The sequence below is a fragment of the Vibrio gazogenes genome, from assembly GCF_023920225.1.
GTDB lineage: Bacteria > Pseudomonadota > Gammaproteobacteria > Enterobacterales > Vibrionaceae > Vibrio > Vibrio gazogenes.
Genome location: NZ_CP092588.1, coordinates 207,269 through 230,621 on the forward strand (window position 1 = coordinate 207,269; position 23,353 = coordinate 230,621).

At 44.1% G+C, this 23,353-nt stretch carries 16 protein-coding genes and 1 pseudogene; 8 read left to right on the forward strand and 9 right to left on the reverse strand.

Annotation, left to right across the window (positions count from 1 at the left end):
- The first annotated feature begins 78 nt into the window (after window positions 1–78).
- Entirely contained in the window at window positions 79–1,143 is a 1,065-nt protein-coding gene (locus tag MKS89_RS16560) for a GGDEF domain-containing protein (RefSeq protein WP_072954487.1), read from the forward strand.
- Between the two features lie 2 nt (window positions 1,144–1,145).
- On the opposite strand, the gene MKS89_RS16565 is transcribed toward MKS89_RS16560, so the two are convergent.
- The 3 genes and pseudogenes from MKS89_RS16565 to MKS89_RS16575 all read right to left on the reverse strand — a co-directional run.
- Complete coding sequence (locus MKS89_RS16565; protein WP_072954490.1) at window positions 1,146–2,312, reverse strand: linear amide C-N hydrolase; 1,167 nt, start codon at window positions 2,310–2,312, stop codon at window positions 1,146–1,148.
- Window positions 2,313–2,601: 289 nt separating this feature from the next.
- Entirely contained in the window at window positions 2,602–4,020 is a 1,419-nt protein-coding gene (tnaA, locus tag MKS89_RS16570) for a tryptophanase (RefSeq protein WP_072954492.1), read from the reverse strand.
- Window positions 4,021–4,686: 666 nt separating this feature from the next.
- A pseudogene (locus MKS89_RS16575) lies at window positions 4,687–5,094 on the reverse strand (HEPN domain-containing protein); the annotation flags it as partial.
- 49 nt (window positions 5,095–5,143) lie between these two features.
- Here MKS89_RS16575 and MKS89_RS16580 point away from each other — a divergent pair.
- The 4 genes from MKS89_RS16580 (at window position 5,144) to MKS89_RS16595 (ending at window position 11,034) form a co-directional block, all read left to right on the forward strand.
- On the forward strand, window positions 5,144–5,686 hold the full coding sequence (locus tag MKS89_RS16580) for an IS110 family RNA-guided transposase (protein ID WP_205409114.1): 543 nt from the start codon (window positions 5,144–5,146) through the stop codon (window positions 5,684–5,686).
- A 652-nt stretch (window positions 5,687–6,338) separates the two neighbouring features.
- On the forward strand, window positions 6,339–7,556 hold the full coding sequence (locus MKS89_RS16585; protein WP_072954496.1) for a patatin-like phospholipase family protein: 1,218 nt from the start codon (window positions 6,339–6,341) through the stop codon (window positions 7,554–7,556).
- 608 nt (window positions 7,557–8,164) lie between these two features.
- Window positions 8,165–9,586 carry a hypothetical protein gene (locus MKS89_RS16590; protein ID WP_072954499.1) on the forward strand — a complete coding sequence of 474 codons (1,422 nt, stop codon included), beginning with the start codon at window positions 8,165–8,167 and terminating at the stop codon, window positions 9,584–9,586.
- Between the two features lie 197 nt (window positions 9,587–9,783).
- The gene (locus tag MKS89_RS16595) at window positions 9,784–11,034 is read left to right on the forward strand and encodes a hypothetical protein (protein WP_072954502.1); all 1,251 of its coding nucleotides are present in this window, start codon (window positions 9,784–9,786) and stop codon (window positions 11,032–11,034) included.
- Window positions 11,035–11,407: 373 nt separating this feature from the next.
- On the opposite strand, the gene ascB is transcribed toward MKS89_RS16595, so the two are convergent.
- Window positions 11,408–12,838 carry a 6-phospho-beta-glucosidase gene (ascB, locus tag MKS89_RS16600; RefSeq protein ID WP_072954504.1) on the reverse strand — a complete coding sequence of 477 codons (1,431 nt, stop codon included), beginning with the start codon at window positions 12,836–12,838 and terminating at the stop codon, window positions 11,408–11,410.
- A gap of 65 nt (window positions 12,839–12,903) precedes the next feature.
- Entirely contained in the window at window positions 12,904–14,379 is a 1,476-nt protein-coding gene (ascF, locus tag MKS89_RS16605) for a PTS cellobiose/arbutin/salicin transporter subunit IIBC (protein ID WP_072954507.1), read from the reverse strand.
- A gap of 234 nt (window positions 14,380–14,613) precedes the next feature.
- On the opposite strand from ascF, the gene MKS89_RS16610 reads away from it, so the two are divergent.
- Window positions 14,614–15,132, forward strand: a complete 519-nt coding sequence (locus tag MKS89_RS16610; protein WP_072954509.1) for a gluconokinase — start codon at window positions 14,614–14,616, stop codon at window positions 15,130–15,132.
- Between the two features lie 69 nt (window positions 15,133–15,201).
- Here MKS89_RS16610 and MKS89_RS16615 read toward each other — a convergent pair whose 3' ends face one another.
- Together MKS89_RS16615 and MKS89_RS16620 are read right to left on the reverse strand one after the other, a co-directional pair.
- Complete coding sequence (locus tag MKS89_RS16615) at window positions 15,202–16,227, reverse strand: LacI family DNA-binding transcriptional regulator (protein WP_252518346.1); 1,026 nt, start codon at window positions 16,225–16,227, stop codon at window positions 15,202–15,204.
- Between the two features lie 146 nt (window positions 16,228–16,373).
- Window positions 16,374–17,267, reverse strand: a complete 894-nt coding sequence (locus tag MKS89_RS16620; protein ID WP_072954514.1) for a LysR family transcriptional regulator — start codon at window positions 17,265–17,267, stop codon at window positions 16,374–16,376.
- Window positions 17,268–17,321: 54 nt separating this feature from the next.
- Between MKS89_RS16620 and MKS89_RS16625 the strand changes: the two genes are divergently transcribed.
- Together MKS89_RS16625 and MKS89_RS16630 are read left to right on the forward strand one after the other, a co-directional pair.
- Window positions 17,322–18,143, forward strand: a complete 822-nt coding sequence (locus tag MKS89_RS16625) for an SDR family oxidoreductase (RefSeq protein ID WP_242656010.1) — start codon at window positions 17,322–17,324, stop codon at window positions 18,141–18,143.
- 316 nt (window positions 18,144–18,459) lie between these two features.
- Window positions 18,460–20,346 (forward strand): methyl-accepting chemotaxis protein, encoded by a 1,887-nt coding sequence (locus tag MKS89_RS16630; RefSeq protein ID WP_072954518.1) that lies wholly within the window; start codon window positions 18,460–18,462, stop codon window positions 20,344–20,346.
- Between the two features lie 205 nt (window positions 20,347–20,551).
- On the opposite strand, the gene MKS89_RS16635 is transcribed toward MKS89_RS16630, so the two are convergent.
- The gene (locus MKS89_RS16635) at window positions 20,552–21,259 is read right to left on the reverse strand and encodes a DUF445 domain-containing protein (protein WP_072954520.1); all 708 of its coding nucleotides are present in this window, start codon (window positions 21,257–21,259) and stop codon (window positions 20,552–20,554) included.
- Between the two features lie 173 nt (window positions 21,260–21,432).
- A complete protein-coding gene (locus tag MKS89_RS16640) occupies window positions 21,433–23,262 on the reverse strand; it encodes an ABC transporter ATP-binding protein (protein ID WP_072954522.1) in 1,830 nt (609 codons plus the stop codon).
- Window positions 23,263–23,353 lie beyond the last annotated feature (91 nt).

Below are 23,353 nucleotides of genomic sequence, written 5' to 3' on the forward strand. Positions count from 1 at the left end.
GTTTATCCACCCTGTTGATGAATGAACTCTCATTCTGATATATATTAAGTGTTTTATAAATGAGAGAAGTTAATTGACGTGATAGTTAACGGATTAGAAAAATGGCTCGGCGTCGGTCGTGCGGATAGTGAGTTTAGAGAAAGCTCATTCATTTTCATTTCCTTGACGGTACTAACGTCGATTCTTACCTTTTTTGTTTATTACAATGTATTCGTCATCCCGTCACTATTGCTTGCAGCAATAGAAGCAATAGGGATTCTTTTCTGCTTGTTTAGCTATTATTTCCTGTGGCAAAGTCGAGATCCTAGAGTTGCGGCAATAATTCTGGTCTCTGTGATGACTTCCATAAGCCTGTTATTTATTCTGGGCACAGGTAATGATGAATTTGCGTTGGCCTTTTGTTTCCTGACGCCAGTGATTGCTATCTTTATTCTTGGATATAAGTTAGGTTCTCTTTTTAGTCTCGCCAATTTTATCTGTGTTGCATATATTTGTATCACTGATATGGATAACTGGTCTCCAGTCTATTTTGATTCCATCAGTTTTGTTCATCTCACTACGATCTATTTCTTTTTGTTTTCGGTTTCTTACTTTTATGATGCCGGACGTCGAAGAACCATGGTTCTCTTGGAAGAATCTAATCGTCAACTGCAGGTACTTTCTAATACTGATGGGTTAACCAATATCTCTAATCGTCGATTTATGGAAAAATTGTTACTCGATGCTCAAGTTGGGCAGTGGGTTGCTATTATCGATATCGATGATTTTAAACAAGTGAATGATGAGTATGGGCATGAGGTAGGCGATAAGGTGTTGGTGAGTATTGCGAACATACTCCAAGCCAGCGTGAAGGGCATTGGCCATGTGGGACGATGGGGCGGTGAAGAGTTTTTGACCCTCTTCACCGACACAACTGAGGATGTTATCGAATCTCATATTAATCAATGGCAGAAATCCATCACAGATTATGATTTTGGCATAGGGAGAAGCGTTACCATCAGTTGTGGTATTGCGCCACATCTAGATCGTTTTAATACCTCGACATTCAGTCATGCTGATGAAGCATTATATAGAGCAAAAACTTCAGGGAAAAACTGCTTTCGATTTTCGGTTGCCCATGAGTTCACTGAAAATTCTATTTAATATCAATAAAATGGAGCATTTTTACATGGTTCCATGACTTGATTGGCTGGGCCCATATGATGTGATGCCTTGAAAGCTGAATTTATTACCAACTTTTTGCACTCTTTAGGTTCATTATCGATATCAAACCATACCGTTTGTACCATTTCATTACTCATATAATAGTAACGCCTTTGGGTTGAATCACTAATGTTACTCCATAACGTATATGAATTGACTGAATACCCCAGCTTCTTTTTCAGTTTTTCAAATAAGTTTATTGGGTACAGTTCTTCAAATGAGACAGGGACGATACATGTCGCTACCATGGCTCGAACTTGAGCGACTGGATCTACTTCTTGTGCTTGTGGGTTATACATATAGCGATAAAAACATCCTCGCTCAAAGCGCTGGACAGATGTATAACCACCGGGCACCGAGAATACCGGGTGAGGGTTGCGAATATTTTTCATGAAGTCGTCTAAGCTTTTCTCTGCTGCCTCTTCAAGCGCTTCACTCTGTTCACTGAAAATGTCTGGCTTATTCCACTGATATAACCAATAGTCCATCATTTTGAGCTGGGTTTTATAATCAGGTTGGTTCGTCATGACGGTATAATTCTCATGACAATAAATCTGTACCTCACTATTTTTGACCTCTAATATCGCTGATTTTCCTTTTCTATCGGAGATAGAAAGATGCAGAGTTGCAGGCGAATTTTCATCACCGGGTACTTTTCCACCGTAAAGATAGATTGTATTTTTTGAAAGCGATTCCACCGCTTCAGGAACGGTTGCAAAACTGTCCAGAATATACTGCCCCCAGCGTAGAACACTGAGCCCTTTCTGCTGTGGTTCTTGAGACTTGGCAAAACTACAATTGGTATCGTAAAGCGCATTAGCCACTAGCCCTTGATCATTCATGCCATCGCAAAAACCGTAACCTTCGCTGATATTCCCAATTAGTGTTGAAACTGTGGCGTAGTTTACTTCCCACTCCAATACCTCTGTCTTCTTTAATTGATGAGCGGCGTGTTGGTTAATTTGATCGAGCTCTGCCTCGCTCATTCCAATCCGTCGTCCGTGAGCTGGATTAATGATAATGGTCGGTTCTAATGAAAACTCCCAATCCATGTTTCGTCCAACTGTAATATGATCTTTATTTATATTATTGAGTATCCGTGTGCACATCGTTCATCCTTATCAAATGCATTACATCGTTATAAATATGGTTAATCATTGTGTCGTTATCATTTAACGCCATGGATTACATGTCTTTTTGAACATTTTTTATTACCTGTACAATTAGACAATACTGTATTTTCGAACCGTTTCTACTGTTTTAATACAATTAAGATGCCTGTGTGAAAAATATGAGTGTTGGAAACGGTGCTGAGTTTAGTGCATGCGGCAGGAAGTCATTTGTGTTGCTTGATTTAGAGGGAAATAGCGCGCCAATGAGGCGCGCTTGAGTGAGTGATTATTCAATTTCTTTCAGACGAGCCGTGAAGTGGCGTAGCACGGGGGGCTCGTAAGTGAAATCCAGCCCCTTCACGTTGTGGGCATTTTCTTTGACTTTCTCAAACGCTTCAATCACGAAATCCATGTGCGTTTGAGTGTAAGTCGCGCGAGGAATCGTCAGGCGTAACAACTCAGCAGGGCAAGGGTGCTGTTGACCCGTTGCCGGATCACGGCCTAATAGTAACGAACCGATTTCCACCGCGCGGATCCCCGCAACTTTGTAGAGCTCACAAGCCAAAGCATGAGCTGGGAATTGATGTGAAGGGATATGAGGTAATAGTTTACCTGCATCAACGAATGCGGCATGACCACCGGCTTGCTGACATACAACCCCAATGGCTTCTAGGCCATCAACAAGGTACTGAACCTGACTGATACGGTACTCTAGCCAGTCCTGACGCATGCCATCGTAAAGGCCGACCGCAAGTCGTTCCATGGCACCGCCTTCAAGACCACCATAGGTAGGGAAACCTTCTTGAACGACACAAAGTGTACGACATTCAGTGTAAACATCCATCATCGATTCATCTTTGAAACACAACAGTCCGCCCATTTGAACCATTGCATCTTTCTTCGCTGACATGGCTAAGCCATCTGCGTATTGATAAGTTTCACGCGTGATTTCTTCGATCGTCCAATCTTGGTAACCGGGCTCACGTTGTTGAATAAAGTAAGCATTCTCGGCAAAACGCGCTGAGTCCATGATGACAGGGATATCGTAACGTTGAGCAATCGCGTATACCGCTTTTAAGTTCGCAATAGAAACAGGCTGACCACCTGCAGAGTTACAAGTAATCGTGCTGACAATGTAAGGAACGTTCGCGGGGCCCGCTTCTTCAATCGCCATTTCAAGTTTCGCGATGTCAAAGTTACCTTTGAAATCTGCATTGACAGACGTATCGAACGCATCTTCGGTATAGACGTTTTTCGCCACACAGCAGTTAACCTGAGTATGACCTTGCGTGGTGTCGAAGAAGTAGTTAGACAGCGCCACCATTTTTGAACGGTCTAAGCCTTTTTCTTGTTCACGTTTTTTAATCAGAACAGGAATATAGATTTGTTCTGCACCACGACCTTGGTGTGTTGGAATCGTTAATTCATAACCGAAGATATCTTTTACAGCATTCGCAAGCGTGTAGTAGCTGCGGCTGCCACTGTATGCTTCGTCGCCCATCAGCATTGCGGCTTGCATTCTTTGAGTGATGGAGCCAGTGCCGCTGTCAGTGAGAAGGTCAATGAACACATCATCACTATCTAAAAGGAACGGGTTCATACCTGCTTTAAGGATGGCTTCTTCACGATGTTCACGCGTGGTACGTTTTACTGGCTCAACCACACGAATACGAAATGGTTCTGGTAAGTGTTTAAAATTTTCCATGATAATACCTTTGAATTCATTCACTCATGTTCGTCAGACGATATTATTCGGCACCCGATATCTATTTAGGGTGTAAAATGTCGCGCTAAATAATTAGCGATAAATTTAGAATTAAATAAACCGATTCGGAATAACTACACCACCACTTTAAATGAATAAAGATGAGTGCCAGTATCGAAAAACGATATAAATAGATTTAATGTTGATGCTGATTGTTTAATCGATTCGAAAGAATGCAAAAACAACCAAGACGGTTAGACGAGTGTCAAAGAAGGTAAGATTGAGATTTGATAGTCATGCGTGTACCAAGCTAAGGAGCTTGACCATAACTTATCTTGAATTTTTAGATTTTTACTCATATCTAAATCCGCTGTGAGTTATAGCTGGTTGACTGATAGATGGATTCTTAACCAAGTCTATTGGTAAGTAAATTGACTAAAATAATAATTGTGACCTAAGTCATTAAATTGAACATGGAACAAATCATAGCTCACAAGTAAACAGATCTAGGATAAATAAATTTATGATGGAAACAAATTGAAATAGAAAAATTCATTAAATATTAATAATTTTCTATAAAAACATCGATATTATTAAACGCTACTTGATGCATTTGAATGCCGCTGTTTTTTTGCATTGAGGGTGGGGGCTTCGGTGACTGAGATATCAATAAACATCGCTGTCCATCACCTCCGCTTTCAGCCGCTCACAACAAACTTTTTCCACCAACGCCTTCAATTTCACCACCTCAGAGGCCAAGTACGCAAGCTCTTCCTCGGTGATCTCATAATGCATCGAATACCGCGCGTCGATATACGCCCGTTGCAGGCGACGGAAGCTGCGGCGATGGAATTTTTCGGTCATGGGGAAAATATCGGCGAAGGCGAGATCTTGCTCGGCGCAGTATTTTTTCAGTTTTTCGATATTGTGGGTTTTGGGTAAATAGTTGGTAAACGTGAGTAATAGACACGCGAAAAAGCGTTCGGTCGTTTGATGAAGCATAAATGCCGCTTCTTTGAGATCACCATCGTTGAAAAAATTTCGATAACCTTTGAAAAAGGTAGACGCACTTTTACACCATTGATCAACATGTCCTTCAAGTTAACAAGGCGAGGAGACCTATATGAATATTACAACTGTTGGACTGGATTTGGCAAAAAATGTAAGCCATGTAGTGTGTTGTAACCAAGCAGGGAAAATAGTCAGGAAAAGAATGCTCCGCCGTTCAGAAATACTGACATTTTTCACAAAATTGCCGAAGTGTTTAGTTGGCGTAGAGTCTTGTGCAACAGCACATTATTGGGCAAGAGAAATTCAGAAGTGTGGACATAATGTTAAACAGATAGCCCCACAACATGTGAAGCCATATGTCCGTGGAAACAAGAATGATTACAATGATGCTCTGGCTATCGCTGAAGCCGTTGTGCGACCAGAAATGCGCTTTGTAAGAACTAAAAGCCAGAAGCAGTTAGATATCAAAGCACTGCATGTTCTTCGAAAAAAATGTGAGCATGACAGAACCGCCAATTGCAATGGTATTCGGGGAGTATTGGCTGAGCAAGGTATTGTCATCCCTGAGGGAATTCGTAATGTTTACAAGCGATTGCCTGAGCTGTTTGATAGTCAAATAGACAATGGTTTAAGTAAGCTGTTCAAGGAAAAATAAGCAGGACACGCACCTCAAGGAGTGGATTCGTTTAGAGGTTGAAGTCGTTCCAGATCTTCTAAACTAGTTCTCGATGTGAATTATTTTTTGCTCGATTTTATGTCGGGGTATTGAATAATTAAGAGCAGTTTTGCGTGCCGATAAAGATGAATCACCAGTTTGAATGGATGACGAATGTCAGCAACCGAATTGATATTGAACGGTATTGTTCAGGAAATATGAATCCCGAGCATTCTCTGCTTTTTGGGTTGTCATGGATGCTCTCAGGATGATGATCGATGAGTCTTATCGTGGAGGATTGGGGCTGGATAGGGAATCGATTCAACCGCTGATTCCGAGTGAGTTCAAATTTATTGGTTATCAATGGTCAGACTGATTTCATGATGATGAGAGATTGATTAGAGCGGGTGTCCTTATTTTCTTCCTTATTTTCTTTTGCTTATTTTGTTCCTTATTTTGTTTTGTTTTAGCGTGTGTCCTCGTAAGAACTTTTTTGTCTTTTATTTAACTACCTAGCACCTTGACAATTACTTATTGTCACCTACTTTTTTTATATCAATTAAAAATGATTATCGGTGTAAGTGTTTATTAAAGCATTTACACCCCGCCTGCTATATTAACAGTAAACATATTAATTAAAGGAAAGGAATAAATGGAAAACGCTACAAAGAATGTCGCTTTTGTTATATCAGGAGCTGCTGCATTCATACCACAAGAACTTGCTTGTATTCGAGCAATCATGGAAGCCGAGTATCCCGGGGCTACAGAAAAAATAACTCCAGCAATCCTTGCAGGAACCAGTTCTGGCTCAATATGTACAATTCTGGTCAATGGGGTTATTAATGGAAAAATCACCTGGGATCAGGTGGAAAATGACATTATTCCAGCGATCAAGAATAATAATATTTACAATGATGAACTATTTCAGCAAGCCCTATTGTTTAACGCGATTCAAACCATTATTGCGGGATCAAAATCAAGTAAAGACACTATTCAGTTGTATAACGATGTTGTTGATTTGTTAAAAAATTACGCATCCATGACGTGGCAGCAAGTTTTGGAGAAGTTAAGTTCTATTTTTGATGAATCGATTAAAGAATATAAAGAAATCAGAGCCTTTGCTAACGATGTTGCCACATTAATTCAAAAGGTTAAGCACTATGATTATGAAGCGGTGAAATCGGCTTACCAAGCCATTTTGGAGAATATAGGAAAGGGTTATGTCTTGGATACCGCTCCGCTGAAAGTCACCTTAGAAAAATATATCAATAACGAAATGGACTTCGACACTATCGACCAGCTTCCTTGCCGCACGCTTATATCAGCAGTTTCGGTAGATAATGGCAGGGAAAAAAGATTCGATAGCACAGAAAATGACGATAAAGGCACAAATCTGGTCGATATCATTTTAGCTTCCACGGCTATTCCTGTAGCATTCCCTGAGCGAGCAGTAAACGAACAAATGTATGTTGATGGTGGCACGGGCACTGATAATTTCCCTGTTCCGGATATTATAGGTACTGGAGAAAAGTTTGACGAGGTGTATGTCATTACCCACAAGAATGAGACACTGCTTGGCAAACCTATCGCTCACAACTACACTTGGCTGCCTATTCTGTCGAATTTATTTTTTGCCTTGGCCGTTCAGGGGGGAAACACGGTAACCTACCAGATGGCTCAATCTCTCAGTATTGTTAACGACCCTCAAAATGCTTACTTATATATGCCTGATTTCGATCAGAATTTTAGTATGCTTGATTTTGACTCCATGCCGGAGCAATTAAAAGAGTCAAAAAAATATTGTAAGAACAATTCTCCTGAAAAAGTTGTTAAAGTCTTAAAGAATATTAACTTTCCAGTCCCGATCTAATTCACACCATAAACAATAGACGAATTTGGCATTGAGTATAAAATATGGGGTGTCCTGCCTTTACTGCACACTTTCGGTATAGGCATAAGATTTGGCCCCCCTTAACTTTTCGCCAAAATATCACCGCCCAACCTTGCAAAAAAACTCTTCCACCAAAGCCTTCAATTTCATCATTTCCTCCGCTAAGTCGGTGAGCTCTTCTTCAGAAAAAAATAAGCAGGACACGCACCTCAAGGAGTGGATTCGTTCAGCGGTTGAAGTCGTTCTAGGTTTTCTAAGCTAGCGTTTTGGATTGTAGGTAATGAGATGATCTAACCGTAAATTTGGGTAAAACTCAGATGGGTTGTCATGTTGCATGATTTACGGTCATTATTGTGAATCGTATGTTTTTTATTCAATAGTTTGATCTTACTCCATATTAATCTGATTTCGTCGTTGATATAACCGGATAAAATACTCTTATTTGTCACCACTCTTCGGAAGATACTTTTTCGGAGGGCGGTAGTGTGTGGGTTAGGCTCGAGCTGTAGCAAGAATTGTAATAGAGGGCGACGAACACCCTTTGCACCTCACTTTATAGCATGAGTTTAAATGTTAAAGGATAAGTTATGAAAAATATTACAAAAGGATTATGGCTTTTTGTTTTAATCGGGTTCGTTTGGGAATCGCCGGTATATGCCGCTTCAAGTAAGCTGGACAAGGCTATTAAATCCTATGAAAAGAAAGTGGTACAGGCTGAGCAAAAAGACTGTAATACTGATCTTGGAAAGCCAATCGCAACCATCAGTAAACGTTGTGAAAAGGCCATGAAAAAATTGGACAAGATCTTCGATAAATATTCCGATGAAATTAAATCCGACGCCAAAATTGGCAGCTTACGGGAAAGACAGGAAAAATTGCGAGGATTGCTTGATGGGTTGGCGCATCAGGCCACCGTTGAGAAAGCTGCCCGAAATTATCGCCATAGAATTGAACACATGGAAAGCAAGTCTTGCCTCAAAAAGGAGAGCTATGGCTCTCGGGACGCATATGTCTGTCTGGAGGATGTGGAAAAAGCGGATAAGATCAAGGAAAGGATTCCTGCAGAGTTGTTGGATGAACCGGTCATCAAAGACCTTATTGCGCGTCATGATGCCCTGAAGAAAATGCCAGAGTATATGGATAACATCTATGCAGATAAAAATGCGAAGTTTCTGGAAAATGCTGGCCTAGTCGGTGATTTTGACAATACCGTCCACGATATCTCTTATTGGAATCAATTAGCCGTGGGAAAAGCGAACAAACCGGCTGACATCGGTTATGTCGATGGGTTGAAGAAGGATTTGCCTCGAATCAAACAATTAGCCGTGGATTGTAAAGGTAAATATGCGGAAATAGTTAAGAACAGCGCTGGCAGAGACAGACAGGCCAAATGTGAATTGGCCGAAAATGCGGATAAATATTATGCGCAATTGGCCGTCACTTCATACCAGCGTCATCTTCAACAGGAAATTAAAGACATTAACGCCGTGATAGCCCGCTTGACCGATGACGGCTATATAGAATTGAGTGACTACAAGAAACTTGTGCTGGGTAGTAAAGGCTATGTTCGCGAGTTGAAACAAAATATAGGCGAGAGCCATAAGTTAGCTGGACTTGCGGAGCCCTCCTACGCTGAACTGGATGCTGCCGTTGCCAAGATTCCAGAGGCGATCAAAGTAGCGACGTCTAAAAACGAAAACCGCTGGGCCGATGAAAAGACGGTATCCGTTTCGGATGCCATTGAGGAAAGGACAGCTCAGGTTGTGAAAAAAATGGGGTTCGAATTGGTTAAAGTCGGTCGACAAGACGAGCCTTGGACCCTCGTTAAAAACGGGTTAGGCGTTCCTCTGTATAAAGGCACAAAGGGTTGGGTCATGATGAAAGATTCAAAAGACTCATTCTGCCGTATGCAACATGCCTCGTTTACTCGGGCATATGACGGCACCGGTTATGCCGCTGCTTCAAATGTTGGCATTGTTCCGGCGATTGTCCCCGTCCCGTGTGACTAGTTACCTTCTCTCCCTTCTTTTTTAAAGTAAGGATGGGGGATTAAACAGGCCCGATACCAGATCAGGAAAGTTTGGTGTCGGGTCAGTTTCTAATCGAGGGTATCACTTCAGTGGTGTTTGAAGGGCCACAAAAAGAAGAAAAAAGATGTCTACGATTGCGGGAAAAATACAGGTCTTTTTAATATGGGTTATCATTCATGTTACTCGTTAATTGCTTTAAATTAAGAACTCTTGTGGCATTGTGCTTGAGTTTTTTTCTTTTCCATTTACCTCTTTCGGCCGCTAAAGAATTACCCCCTGAATCACAGTTAAAACATGATATTAAGTATCATCAATTCACACAGAAACAGATGCACAGAATCCGGCAATACCTTATTGCGGGGTCATATAAGAGTGTGGCGCGTAGTGTTAAGCAAGCTAAAATTTTTTATGCAAAAATTTCAGATGGGTATAAGGCATTCCCTGAAGGTCGTGATTTGAAAAATGAGTATGAAAAATTAATTCAGGAAGCTGAAAGTACGGTCGCAGGTAAACAAAGTCCATCAATAGACAGGAAAATACTTAGGCTAGAAAAGGTCAATTTCTATAACCAAATACCTCGAATTGACAAACTTATAACCTTATTGACTATCGGTAAGAAGAATACGGCAAAAGAGTCTATTCTTTCTTACAGCGAACTTGATTTTATTAAAGAGAAAATTCCTGATTTGCTCGCGTATGAGGATGAATTTCGCAAATCTTTTCCCGTTCTCATTGAAAAAGTTCCAGAGTACGGAGTTTATGGGTCATACATGACCATTACTATCAATATGGTTTTAGATTCCTTTAAAAATGCCAGAGTATACCAAGCTAGTTTGTTAGAAAGAACCTGTAATGCAGCAGCGCAAAAGCAGGTTGAAAAAATGGCTCAGGTAAAAAATCGATTTATGGAAAAGCGCATTATTGCAGAATACTGGCTTGATGTTTTCTATTCTAATAACCCTGATGCATTTATCGATGAGCTGGTCAGAAGGGATTCTTATTGTTCCGATAATGGCCGTCCATTTGATAAAGAGATAATGACTAGATTAGGCGCAATAAAATCCGAAATTATCACGCAGTTAGAGTCAAATTCACGTAAATGGAAGTTTGCTGAATATCCACAACAAACAGATAGAATAAGAAATTTAGCGGAACAATATGCCCAAAAAGTGGGGGGTAAACTCGATAAGTATGGCGCTGAAAATGATGCGACCCTGATTAAAAATTCTGGTGGCTTCCCGCTTTATAAAAGTTATTCTGGTGTAATGGTTATCCACATGAAGAATGAACCGTTCAGCCGAGGTTATTTTACGAAATTTAAAGATCCGTTTGATGGTACGGGATACTCTGGTATATCTGAGATGTTAAAAGTCAATCCATATGTCGCTGTATTTAACTTGGATTCCGCAGTTGATCATTCGTATTAGAGGGTGACTCGCTCATTGGGCATTAGGTTTATTAAATAATGCGTATCTTTCTTATATTGATAACACTAATTTCATTCGTAACTCTTGCAGAGATGTAAACGTCACCAGAAAATCTTTTTTGTTTGGCTGAGTCATGAGTTGTCCAGAGCAGCGTTTAGGTGCTGCCCGGAAGAGCCTAATCATTTTTCCTTGAATGATTTTCTTGATTCAATGGCCATTTGAATTGAGCGAAATATTTGAAAAGCTAACTTGTTCGATGGACTCAGGGAAAAATCCACGAATGGCTTTTTCAGGGTTGTACGAGCCAAAAGAAACAATCCCCTTCTCTTGATTTGAGGGAAGGAGAGAAGGGGATTGTTAAACCTGATTCGCGTTAGCGAATATCTTTGCCATTGCTGGCGATGACTTTCTTGTACCAGTAGAAGGACTTCTTCGGTGTCCGGTTTAAGGTGCCTTGCCCTAAGTTGTCACGGTCAACATAAATAAAACCATAACGCTTACTCATTTCACCGGTTGATGCGGCCACTAAGTCGATACAACCCCAAGGGGTGAATCCCATCAGCGGTACACCATCTTGCATCGCGTCATGCATGGCCTGAATGTGTTGACGCAGGTAATCGATGCGATAGTCATCGTTGATTTCACCGTTCTCATCCGGTGTATCTTTCGCGCCTAAACCGTTCTCGACCAAAAAGAGCGGTTTTTGGTAACGGTCATACAGGGTATTCATGGTAATTCTCAACCCAAGCGGATCAATCACCCATCCCCAGTCACTGGCGGGTAAATGAGGGTTGCGAATCGATTTCACCACATTTGCAGCGCTGGTGTTGCCTTCATTCATATCGGCAGATGCACAGCGCGAAGCGTAATAGCTGAAGGAAATGAAATCGACGGTATGTTTGAGAATTTCAAAGTCTTCAGCGTCGGTCTGAAGTTGTACGCCTTTTTTCTTAAAGACCGATTGGCTGTATGCCGGGTAATAGCCACGAGATTGCACATCGATGAAGAATAGGTTTTCGCGGTCTTTTTCCATCGCGGTAAACACATCTTGCGGCTTACAGGAATAAGGGTAGAAGTTCCCGCCTGCAAGCATACAACCGACTTGGTTTTGCGGGTCAATTTCATGGGCGATTTTGGTCGCCAGTGCACTGGCAACTAATTGGTGATGTGCGGCTTGATATTTCACCTGATCGTGGTTTTCACCGGCTTGAAACAGTAATCCGGCACCTGAGAATGGGCTTGCCAGCAAGATGTTGATCTCGTTGAACGTGAGCCAGTATTTGACCAGACCACGGTAGTGTTCAAAACAGGTGCGCGCATAGCGGGTAAAGAATGCAATCATCTGACGGTTGCGCCATGAGCCGTATTGATTGACCAGATTCATGGGGACATCAAAGTGGCACAAAGTGACCAGCGGTTCGATGCCATGTTTGTGGCATTCTTCAAAAACGTCTCGGTAGAAATCTAAACCCGCTTGGTTCGGTTCCGCGTCATCGCCATTGGGGTAAATACGACTCCATGCAATCGACAGGCGGAACACTTTGAAACCCATTTCCGCCAACAGGGCGATATCTTCACGATAGCGATGATAGAAATCGATGGCGCGGTGGCTGGGGTAGAATTCATCTTCACTGAGTGTGACGCCGGCGACTTGCCCTAGTTTAATCGGTAGCCGGTTCTCACCGTACGGGATCATATCAACCGTGGTCAAACCTTTGCCGTCTGCAAGGTAAGCCCCTTCTGACTGGTTGGCGGCAATGGCGCCACCCCAGAGAAAATTTTGTGGAAAATGCAGTTCAGACATGTGTTTCCTTTTTATCGATGCAAGTCATCGTAAAGATCAGATGACTTGCATCTATCAAATAGCGGTTAAGCGGTCGCTTGTGATGGCACTTTACTCTTGTCATTCTCATTGTCAGCAGAATGGTCAGCGTTGAGCGCTTGGTCATCATCGACTTGCGGATCATCTTCAAAGCCGAGTATCAGCGTCAGAACAAACGAGAGTACAATCGCGAGGGCAATCAGACCAAATACCCAGACAATACTCATCGGGTCATTGACATCAAAGAATTGCACACTGGTAAATAAGCTCGGTGACGCCATGGAGTGGCTGGCTAAACCGCCCATACCCGCCAGTGCCCCGACAATGAACCCTGTAATCATGGTCGCAATCAGCGGGCGTTTGAGGCGGACAAGAACACCATACAGAGCGGGTTCAGAGATACCGGCGAAAATCGCTGAAGCGCCTGCCGCGAGTGCAGTTTGTTTGAGCGCGATGTTTTTGGTTTTGTAAGCGACGGCTAAACATGCACCGCCCATACCTAGATTCGCGCCGATTTCAGAAGGCATCACCATGCCTTCCCGGCCGGTTTCAGCAATGGTCTGGATAATGGTTGGCGTGAAAACGCGATGCATCCCGGTGAGTACCAAGAGAGGCCAGAGTGCGCCCATGATTGCAACCGATAACCAGCCTAGTGTGCCGTGAATGGTATAAACCACCGCTGAAATTGCGGTTCCGATCCAGATACCGACGGGGCCAATCACCACAATGGCAATGGGCGCGGCAATCAACACAATAAGCATCGGTTTGAGGAAGTTTTTGGTCACGACCGGTGTAATCCGATCCACCCAGCACTCAATGTAAGACAGAACCCAAGTCATTACCAACGCCGGAATCACCGTATAAGTGTATTTCACCGCAGTAATGGAGACCCCGAACAGATCAACTTGTTGGCCTTGCGCTGCCTGAGCCATCAGGGCGATAAAGTTGGGATGAATCAGCACCCCGGCAATTGCAATCGCCAGTGACATGTTGGTTTTGAACTTGATTGATGCTGAAGCGGCCACCATCACAGGCAGGAAGAAGAAAGCACCGTCACCAATCGCTTTGAGAATGATTAACGTCGGTGCATTCGGTTCAACCCAACCGCTCATCTCTAAGACCATCGCCAGTAGCTTAACCATTGAGCCGCCGATAATCGCTGGAATGAGGGGAGACATGGTGCCGACAAGCGCATCAAGCATTTTTGCTCCGATGACTTTTGCGGTCAGTTTTTGCTTTTTCTCTGCGGAAGTCGCGGGCGGGGCGGTATCAATATCGATAAGAGACATCACTTCTTTGTAAGCAACAGCCACTTCGTTACCGATGATCACTTGTACTTTATCACCATTATCAACCACGCCCATCACGCCTTTGATCGCTTTGAGCTGAGGGATATCAACCAAGCTTGCATCGTTGAGTACAAAGCGGAGCCGTGTCATGCAGTGGGTCAGAGCGGAGACGTTATCTTTTCCTCCCACGTGTGCAACAACTGATTGCGCAATTGTCTTGTAATTGTTGGACATTTTGATCTCCTAGAAACGCTTCCCGGTGATGCTCACTTATTTTTCGAGTGGTTTTGGCGCAAAATCTTAGCCGGAAAAATGCATTTATTTTGTTATTCGATTGGTTGAGTAAGTGACTTTACAGTGCTTTAAGTTACCGGTAACATGTTACCGGTAAAGTTGGTCGGGTAAACCCCAATCTTAGCGTGAATTTCAAAAATGAGATCACGCGCAAGTTTGTGATGAGGATTGAGTATGTCAGGTAGCAGTATCGTCGTGATGGGGGTTTGCGGGTGCGGTAAAAGCACGATTGGAAAACAATTGGCGAATCGGCTCGGGCGTCAGTTTATTGATGGTGATGATCTCCATCCCAGCGCGAATATTCAGAAAATGGCTGCGGGACAGCCATTGGATGATGCAGACCGTCAACCGTGGCTGGAAAGCATCCGAGATGCAGCCCATCGTTTTGAAAGCCACAATGAACATGGTGTGTTGGTCTGTTCGGCATTAAAAAAAGACTATCGTGATCAAATCCGCAAGGGGAACAAACAGGTGACTTTCGTGTTTCTTGATGGTGACATGACGTTGATCCTTGAACGGATGCGGATGCGACAAGGTCATTTTATGAAAGAGAATATGGTGAAAAGTCAGTTTGATACGCTGGAGCGACCAGATCATGAACCACAGACGATTGTGGTGAGTATTCAAGGCAGTATTGACCAAGTGATCGAACGGATCGTGACGGCGCTGCAACAGGCGCAGTCCCTGAAATAAAAAACTCCTGAAATAAAAAGTCCCTGAAGTAAAACGTCTCTGAAGTGAAAAGCTTCTGAAGTGATGTGACTAAATACTGTCTCCTTCACGAATGATATATCCCATATCAATAACTGGATGCGTAATGGGTTCGTTCTTGAGCCTTGCAATGATTAATTCTGCGCTTTTCTGCCCAATGTCAAACCGGGGAGTATCGATACTGGTGATTTTGGGGTGAATGGTCTTACCAATATCTAAAGCGTTGTATCCCACAATAGAAAGTTGTTCAGGTACCTTGATGCCGCGCTGTTGAGCGGCGAATAGGGTACCAATGGCGATATCGTCGTTGGTACAGAAGACGCCATCTAAGTCAGGGTATTGCTGCATCGCTTTATCAAGTAAATCACCGGCTAATGAAAAACTGGAGTGCTCCTTGGTGAGAATGTGTTTTGGCGCTAATCCGGCTTCTTGCATGGCTTTGTCATAGCCAAGCATCCGGAGATGCGTACGCGTATCAAGACGGGCACCAAAGTAAGCGATGGACCGTTTACCGGCCGCAATAATCCGACGCACCACCTGATAGGAAGCATCGGTATGATCCAGCCCGACGACCATATCAATCGGAGCGGGCGGGAGCTCCATCGTTTCAACCACGGGAACACCAGCGTTTTTGATCATCTGTAATGTTCTCGGGGTGTGGTTGCTGGCGGTGAGAATCAAGCCATCGACCTGATAGGAGAGTAGGGATGCGATTTTGCGTTCTTCTTCTTGTTCATCATAACCAAAGTGAGCCAACAGTGTTTCATAGCCATTGGCTTTGGTGACGGTCTCAATGCCTTGCATGAATGCAGCGAAGATCTGATTAGAGAGTGACGGGAGTAACACACCGATCGCATTACTTGAAGCACGGGACAACATTGCCGGTGCGCGGTTTTCGATATAACCCAGTTGTTCAATCACTGTGGCGATTTTCTCTTGAGTCTTTTTTGCCACGGATTCAGGATTTCGCATATACCGGGAGACCGTCACCTTCGTCACACCGACCGCATCGGCTACGTCTTGTAAAGTGGTGCGGTTTTTTTTCGGTTTTTGGGGCGTAACGGTTGTTTTGGTCATAGCGTTTTGCTCAGCCTAACAATATGAATTGTCTGCTATATGGTTTCGAGTTAAATTCGGGGTCATCTTACCTTGCGTTTGCTTGTGATAGAAGCGTCGTCAGCTCAGAACGTCATCTTCATCGATTTTTTACGGGCAAATGGGATTTACAGCGCCTGCTCTCTAAAAATGTCATCCACCCAATTCAGAAACACATCCAACCGCCGAGACAAGCGTCGATCTCCGGAATAAATAGCGTTTAAGGGCATAGGTTCTGGCAAGGTGTCGGAGAGAATTTGCACCAATTGGCCTGAAGCAAGCAGCGGTTCGAAACGATAACGTGGCGCTTGAATCAGCCCTAGTCCGCGGACTGCAAGATCCGCAGCGGTATCGGAATTATCAGTCATGGCTCTTGCCGGGATACGACGCAATTCAGTTTTTCCATCATGCTGAAATTCCAATGGCATGATGTCGCCAGTGCGAGAGGAGACAAAACCCACCATGAAATGGCCCGCAAGATCATCAATATTGTCAGGCGTACCATATCGTTTCAGATAATCTGGACTGGCGCAGGTAATTTCGGGCAAATATCCCAGACGTCGCATTCGCAGGCTGCTGTCATCTGGTGTGCCTGCCCGCAGCACACAATCTACTCCCTCTCGCACAAGATCAATAAATCGATCACTTTGGCCAAATTGAATGGTGATATCGGGATAAGTCGCTAGAAATTCGGGCAAACGAGGCGTGATAAATGTACGAGTCAACAATCCGGATGCATCTATCCTTAAGTGTCCGTGTGGCGTTTTCGTTTTAAAGGTGCTGTAGGCATCCTCTACTTCATCCAGAATGATTCTTGCGTGGCGATAAAATTCTTCTCCTTCTGGCGTTACCGCGACATGTCGGGTCGTGCGTGTTAACAATTGTACACCAACCTGCTGTTCCAGAGTTTTCACCGCTTCTGTCGCCGTTGAACGCGCGATGTTTAACTCATTTGCCGCGCGCACAAAGCTTCCTCCTTCAGCGATCCGAGCGAAAAGTTCGATTTGATCCAGTCGATCCATACTTGTAACTCGCTTGTTCAGTTGCTATCTATTATTCGTATATACCGAATTCTTATGTCTATTTTAGCTGTATTGTTTTTGAATATCGAACCTTTATTATCTCCTGTAACAGATAGGAGATATACGATGAACAATTCACAACACCAACAAAAGCAAGTCGCAATCGTCACGGGTGCCTCGCGAGGTATCGGTGCTGAAATCGCATTAACGCTCGCCACCGATGGAATCGCGGTACTCGTTAACTACGCCAATAGCCCCGAAAAAGCCGAGTCTGTCGTAAGAGAAATAGAACATCAGGGCGGACAGGCGATTGCTGTTCAGGCCGACCTTTCCCATTCTGAAGCGGCTAGGGCTCTTTTCGATAAAGCTGAAAATACCTTGGGCAAAGTAACTATTTTGGTTAATAACGCTGGGATTATGGAGCTTTCGCCAGTTGCAGAAGTCACAGATGCTTCTTTCGAACGTCAACTGTCACTCAACCTTTTAGGGCCTTTTCGTCTGATTCGTGAAGCCTCATCGCGTCTGGCCGATAACGGAAGGATTATCAATTTTTCAAGCAGCGTGGTGGGACTTTATCAACCGACTTATGCCGCATATGCTGCCACCAAAGCAGCACTGGAAACCATGACAAAAATCGCAGCCAAGGAATTGGGAAATCGAGGTATTACTGTGAATGCCATTGCGCCAGGGCCCATTGCAACGGAGCTTTTTCTTTCAGATAAGAGTGAAGAATTAGTCGAGCACATTAAAAACATGAATCCGTTTAAACGCTTGGGCGAACCCGAAGATATTGCCCGCGTTGTTCGATTTTTTAGCAAGGCTGAATCAGCTTGGATTAACGGTCAGGTTATCCGTGCGAACGGGGGCATCATCTAATGGTTCAGATCCATGCTATTCCTTAGTGCAACACAAAAAGCAGACCCAACTCAACGTGTGACCCAAGTCACTATTCTCCTGAAAACATAGTAAAAAAATATTCATAGACTACGATAAATACGACGAATGTATCTTTTATTTTGATTGTCTTAGGGATTTATTAAAATATGACGGTCATCATTGCTATGTATCTGAAACAGGCAGATAAAGTTAGAATACTTTGTCGTCATGGAAAATGTATTACTATTAAAAATATATATTAAAAATATATTCATTAGGAAATATGTTTCATACCTCAATTAAACAAGGTGTGTCTATGTTTAAAAATCTATCACTAAAAAATAAGTTAGCAATATCTGCCAGTGTTGCCATTGTCGTTGGCTGTATATTGGTCGAAATTATTTCATTTTATGCTTCTTTGGAGCGATTATCCGTTTCTGTCGAACAGCGATTGCTGAGTACCAGTGCATCTTATAATCAATATGTGGCTGACTGGCTGAAGTCGAAAGAATTGGCTTTAACTTCTTTATCTGAAGAAGTTCAGGAAGGGTCTGTGGTCACGCATTTGAAACAGATGAAACGTGCCGCGGGGTTTGAGAATGTATTCCTTGCTTATCCTGACGGCAGTCAAAAGAATGCCAATGGGGTCGTGCTGCCACCGGGCAATAATGATCCCAGAAAGTGGGGCTGGTATATCAATGCGAAGAAAAATCCGGACAAGGTGTTTATGGATAACCCGACTGTCGCTGCGGCCACCGGAAAAAACGTGGTGTCGATGGGGAAAGTCGTCAACCTGTTCGGTTCTGAGTTGGTGCTGGGCATTGATATTGAGTTGAATGATATTATCAATAGTTTGAAACATGTCGTTTTGCCGGGCGATGGCTATATGTTTATGACCAATAAGACCGGACATGTCTTCATTCATCAGGATGTATCTTTACTGAATCAGCGTGTTGAAACGCTGGGGATCCCTTTTGCCGATATTCAGGATATTGTCCGCTCAGGCAAAGATCAAGTGCTCGAGATTCAGGGGAAAAAATATGTGGTCTATGCACGGGCAATCCAAGACAGTGATTTGATTACGGTGGCAGTGATTGATCAGCAGTCTTTGGTCCAGCCGCTTTATCATACATTGTATAGCCAACTTGCGGTGACGGGTGTGTTGGTCTTGATCGGTATCGCGTTATTCAACTGGATTTGTAGTATTTTGTTCCGTCCTTTGAAGCATGTCTCTGATGCATTGGAGCAGATTGCAAGCGGTAGTGGTGATCTGACGCAGCGGATTGAGATCCGCAGCCATGATGAGGTGGGCAAAGTAGCGCATGGATTTAATACCTTCGTGGATAGTCTGCAACAGTTAATCAGTCATATTCGTCAGCAGTCTGACGCGTTAACCCTTATGTCGCAAAAGAGTACAGAGCGGGTGAATCAGACCGTAGAAGAGCTCTCGATGCAGCAGCAGGAAATCACCATGGTTGCCACCGCTGTGACGGAGATGGCTTCAGCAACGCAGGAAATCGCCTCGCATGCCGAACAGACGGCCCATTCAGCTCAGAATTCTTCTGAAAGCACTCAGCATGGGCATCAATTGGTGATGAATACCAAACAGTCGATCAATCACCTGGCGAGTGAAGTCACTCAGGCCAGCTCGGTGATTTCAGAGCTCGATCAGCACTCTGCGGAAATCTCAGCAGTGCTGGGTACGATTCAGGGGATCGCGGAGCAGACGAACCTGTTAGCCTTGAATGCTGCCATCGAAGCGGCTCGGGCCGGAGAACAAGGGCGTGGATTTGCGGTGGTGGCTGATGAAGTGCGGGTGCTTTCTCAAAGGACACACACTTCAACTGAAGAGATCAAATCGACGATTCAAACGCTTCAGGAAATGACTCAAAGAGCCGTCGGTTTGATGGAAAATAGTGCTAAGCTGGCCGAGAGCTCGGTTCAGGATGCCGATCATGCCAGTCAGGCTTTAGAAGAGATTCTGACCTCTGTGGGGCAGATTAGTGATATGGCGACGCAAATTGCGACCGCAGCAGAAGAGCAGACCCATGTTACCGGTGAAATCACTCAGAATGTGACTGCGATTAAAGATGTCACTGAGGGGCTGGCAAGCGGTGCTGAAGCCGGATTACAGCAGACCAATGAAATGAAAGATCAGGCAATGGCTCTGAATTCGAAAGTGGCGACCTTTAAACTGGATTAATCCGTCGATTGATACATTGATGAATTGATACAACGAAAAAAACCACATGGTTATCCATGTGGTTTTTGTTGTTTCAGAGTCATCGTTTCAAAACTATCGTTTCAAAGCTATCGTTTCAAAGTCATCGGGCGTCAAACCCTCTGTCATGATAAGTCAGCCTGCAATGGTTACACCTGTTGTGTCCATTCCGCTTGTGGCATGACGGTTACGATAACAGTGCGGTAATCACACCGATGAGCGCGCCGAATACGCCCCCCCAAATCACCAGCCAGCCCAGATGTTCTTTAATCATTTTTTGTACCATTTCTTTGACCAGTTGTGGTGTTAACTCACTGAGTCGCTGATCGATGATCTGTTCGATATTCTGACGGATATCCGCTTTCATCGTCTCGGATTCTAACTGTTCTTTCAGGGCGTTTTGAACCGAGTCGCTATGACTGATTTCAACCATTGCCTGTTGCATTTTTTCGACAAAAGGTTGTTTGAGCGGTTGCAGAGCGTCAGTTCCGCCAAACATGGCCAGCATGCCCCCGAAGGATGACTGCGCAATGGTTTCAACGAGTGCATCAAACGTCGGGTTAAAATCAACTTGCGCGATGACCGGTTCTAAGCTGAATTGACTTGTTTGGTTGAGTTCTTGATCGAGAAATTTATCAATGTTGGTATCGGTAAAAAATTGTTCCATCATCAGAGATTTGATGGCAGAGCGAAATGCATCAAAGCGTTTAGGAATTACACCTGAGCCATATAATCCGGGTACTTTCTCGAAGAGCATATGAATGGCGAGCCAGTTGGTGATCGCACCGGAAAAGGCAAATAGTCCCGCAGTGAATAGAATATCCTCATTCAGCTGATAGCCTGCAAACATGCAGAGAATCGCAATCAGGTTGGTATAAAGGCTTTTGTTGGTCATATTGGTGTCTCATCTCCTGAAAATCTCGAAACAGGCGGATTTTAGAAGAAAACGGTTCGTTTTAGAAGCAAAGCCTTAATTGTGGAGCAACAAACAATCAAGGCGGATTGATGAATTGGTGCATCGGATAAGCAAGTTCAGCATACGCCAGCGCAGTGGCGTATGTGAATGATTTACTTACAACCGATAAACCCACCAGTCTGATGTTGCCAGAGGTGCGCGTAAATGCCGTGTTTGGCGAGTAGGGCTTGGTGTGTTCCTTCTTCGACGATTTTACCTTGATCGAGCACGATCAGGCGATCCATGGCAGCGATTGTTGAGAGACGGTGTGCAATTGCAATCACCGTTTTGCCTTCCATCAGCTCATAGAGGCTTTCCTGAATCGCGGCTTCCACTTCTGAGTCGAGGGCTGACGTTGCTTCATCCAAAATCAGAATCGGGGCGTTTTTCAGTAATACTCGGGTAATGGCGATGCGCTGGCGTTGTCCACCGGATAGCTTGATACCGCGTTCACCGACTTGGGCATCATACCCTCGGTTACCATGCGGGTCCGAGAGGGTTTCAATAAACTCATGGGCGTGCGCTTGTTGCGCCGCACGAATCATCTGTTCTTCTGTTGCTTGGGGATTACCGTAGAGAATGTTTTCACGGATGGAGCGATGTAGCAACGATGTATCTTGGGTAACCATCCCAATCACGCAGCGGAGTGAGTCTTGGGTCATCGCATCGATGGCCTGACCGTCAATGCGGATTTGCCCGCTTTCGACGTCGTGAAATCGTAGTAGCAGGTTGACCAGTGTTGATTTTCCAGCTCCGGAACGTCCGACAATCCCGACTTTTTCTCCGGGGCGAATATACAGGTTTAAGTCATTGATGACATTGATATCGGTGCCGTAGCAAAAATGAACGTGATCAAACTCAATGGCCCCTTGGGTGATCTGTAGTGGTTTGGCATCCGGTTTATCTTGAACTGCAATCGAGCGGGAGAGCGAATTCATTCCGTCGACAACCGTTCCCATGTTCTCAAACAGTCCGCCGATTTCCCACATGATCCATTTGGACATCCCGTTGATACGCAGTGCCAGTGAGATTGCCACGGCGATGGCACCGACGGTGATGGCCTGTTGTGACCACAGATAAATTGAAATGGCAGAGATCGAAAAGAGCAGCAGGTAATTGGCGACTTCAACCGAGAGATTAAATCCGGTCACCAGACGCATCTGACGGTACACCGTGCCGAGAAACCCTTCCATACTCTCTTGAACGTAGCTGGTTTCGCGGTGGTTGTGCGAGAACAGCTTGACCGTTTGAATGTTGGTGTAGCTGTCCACGAATCGTCCTGTCATGGTTGAACGGGCATCGGCCTGAAGTGATGAAACATGTTTGAGCTTCGGTACATAGAAAAACTGAATACCGACGTAACTGATGAGCCAGAGCAGCATGGGGAGCATCAGACGCCAGTCAGAATCGCCAAGCAAGACTAAAATCGCGGTGAGATAAACACTGACGTAAATGAAGACATCCACCATTTTCATTACGGTTTCGCGAATTGCCAACGAGGTCTGCATCACTTTGGTTGCAATGCGGCCGGCAAATTCATCCTGATAAAAAGAGAGGCTTTGTTTTAACAGATAGCGGTGTGCCAGCCAACGAATCGACATCGGATAATTCCCGAGCATCGTTTGGTGAACCAATAGTGAATGAACCGCGACAATCAGCGGCATACCGATCAGGATTAATACCGTCAGACCAATCAAAAGCGATTGATTATCGGCAAGGAATGTTTCCGGGTTGCTGACAGAAAGCCAGTCGACCAATCGACCCATAAAGCCGAACAGGGCGACTTCAACAATGGCGATTGTCATGCTCAATAGAGCGATAATGATTAATGGTTTGATAAATCCTTGCGTGTAATGACGACAAAACGCCCATAAGGTGGTTGGCGGTTGTTGTGGCTCTTCTGAGGGAAAAGCCTGCGTAAACCCCTCAAATCGCTTAAACATAAAGGTCCTTTGGTTTTGGTGATTTGGGTAAATCACGGCGGCATGGTGTTGTTCTCAGAGCATGCGGTATGCGAGAAAACAATTAGCCTCC

Bases quoted from the DNA above. Each gene is read 5' to 3' on its own strand.
- MKS89_RS16615 (WP_252518346.1), bottom strand. From the start codon at position 16,227: ATGACCAAAACAACCGTTACGCCCCAAAAACCGAAAAAAAACCGCACC.
- MKS89_RS16585 (WP_072954496.1), top strand. From the start codon at position 6,339: ATGGAAAACGCTACAAAGAATGTCGCTTTTGTTATATCAGGAGCTGCT.
- ascB (WP_072954504.1), bottom strand. From the start codon at position 12,838: ATGTCTGAACTGCATTTTCCACAAAATTTTCTCTGGGGTGGCGCCATT.
- MKS89_RS16640 (WP_072954522.1), bottom strand. From the start codon at position 23,262: ATGTTTAAGCGATTTGAGGGGTTTACGCAGGCTTTTCCCTCAGAAGAG.
- MKS89_RS16630 (WP_072954518.1), top strand. From the start codon at position 18,460: ATGTTTAAAAATCTATCACTAAAAAATAAGTTAGCAATATCTGCCAGT.
- MKS89_RS16595 (WP_072954502.1), top strand. From the start codon at position 9,784: ATGTTACTCGTTAATTGCTTTAAATTAAGAACTCTTGTGGCATTGTGC.
- MKS89_RS16565 (WP_072954490.1), bottom strand. From the start codon at position 2,312: ATGTGCACACGGATACTCAATAATATAAATAAAGATCATATTACAGTT.
- tnaA (WP_072954492.1), bottom strand. From the start codon at position 4,020: ATGGAAAATTTTAAACACTTACCAGAACCATTTCGTATTCGTGTGGTT.
- MKS89_RS16620 (WP_072954514.1), bottom strand. From the start codon at position 17,267: ATGGATCGACTGGATCAAATCGAACTTTTCGCTCGGATCGCTGAAGGA.
- MKS89_RS16610 (WP_072954509.1), top strand. From the start codon at position 14,614: ATGTCAGGTAGCAGTATCGTCGTGATGGGGGTTTGCGGGTGCGGTAAA.
- MKS89_RS16635 (WP_072954520.1), bottom strand. From the start codon at position 21,259: ATGACCAACAAAAGCCTTTATACCAACCTGATTGCGATTCTCTGCATG.
- ascF (WP_072954507.1), bottom strand. From the start codon at position 14,379: ATGTCCAACAATTACAAGACAATTGCGCAATCAGTTGTTGCACACGTG.
- MKS89_RS16580 (WP_205409114.1), top strand. From the start codon at position 5,144: ATGAATATTACAACTGTTGGACTGGATTTGGCAAAAAATGTAAGCCAT.
- MKS89_RS16590 (WP_072954499.1), top strand. From the start codon at position 8,165: ATGAAAAATATTACAAAAGGATTATGGCTTTTTGTTTTAATCGGGTTC.
- MKS89_RS16625 (WP_242656010.1), top strand. From the start codon at position 17,322: ATGTCTATTTTAGCTGTATTGTTTTTGAATATCGAACCTTTATTATCT.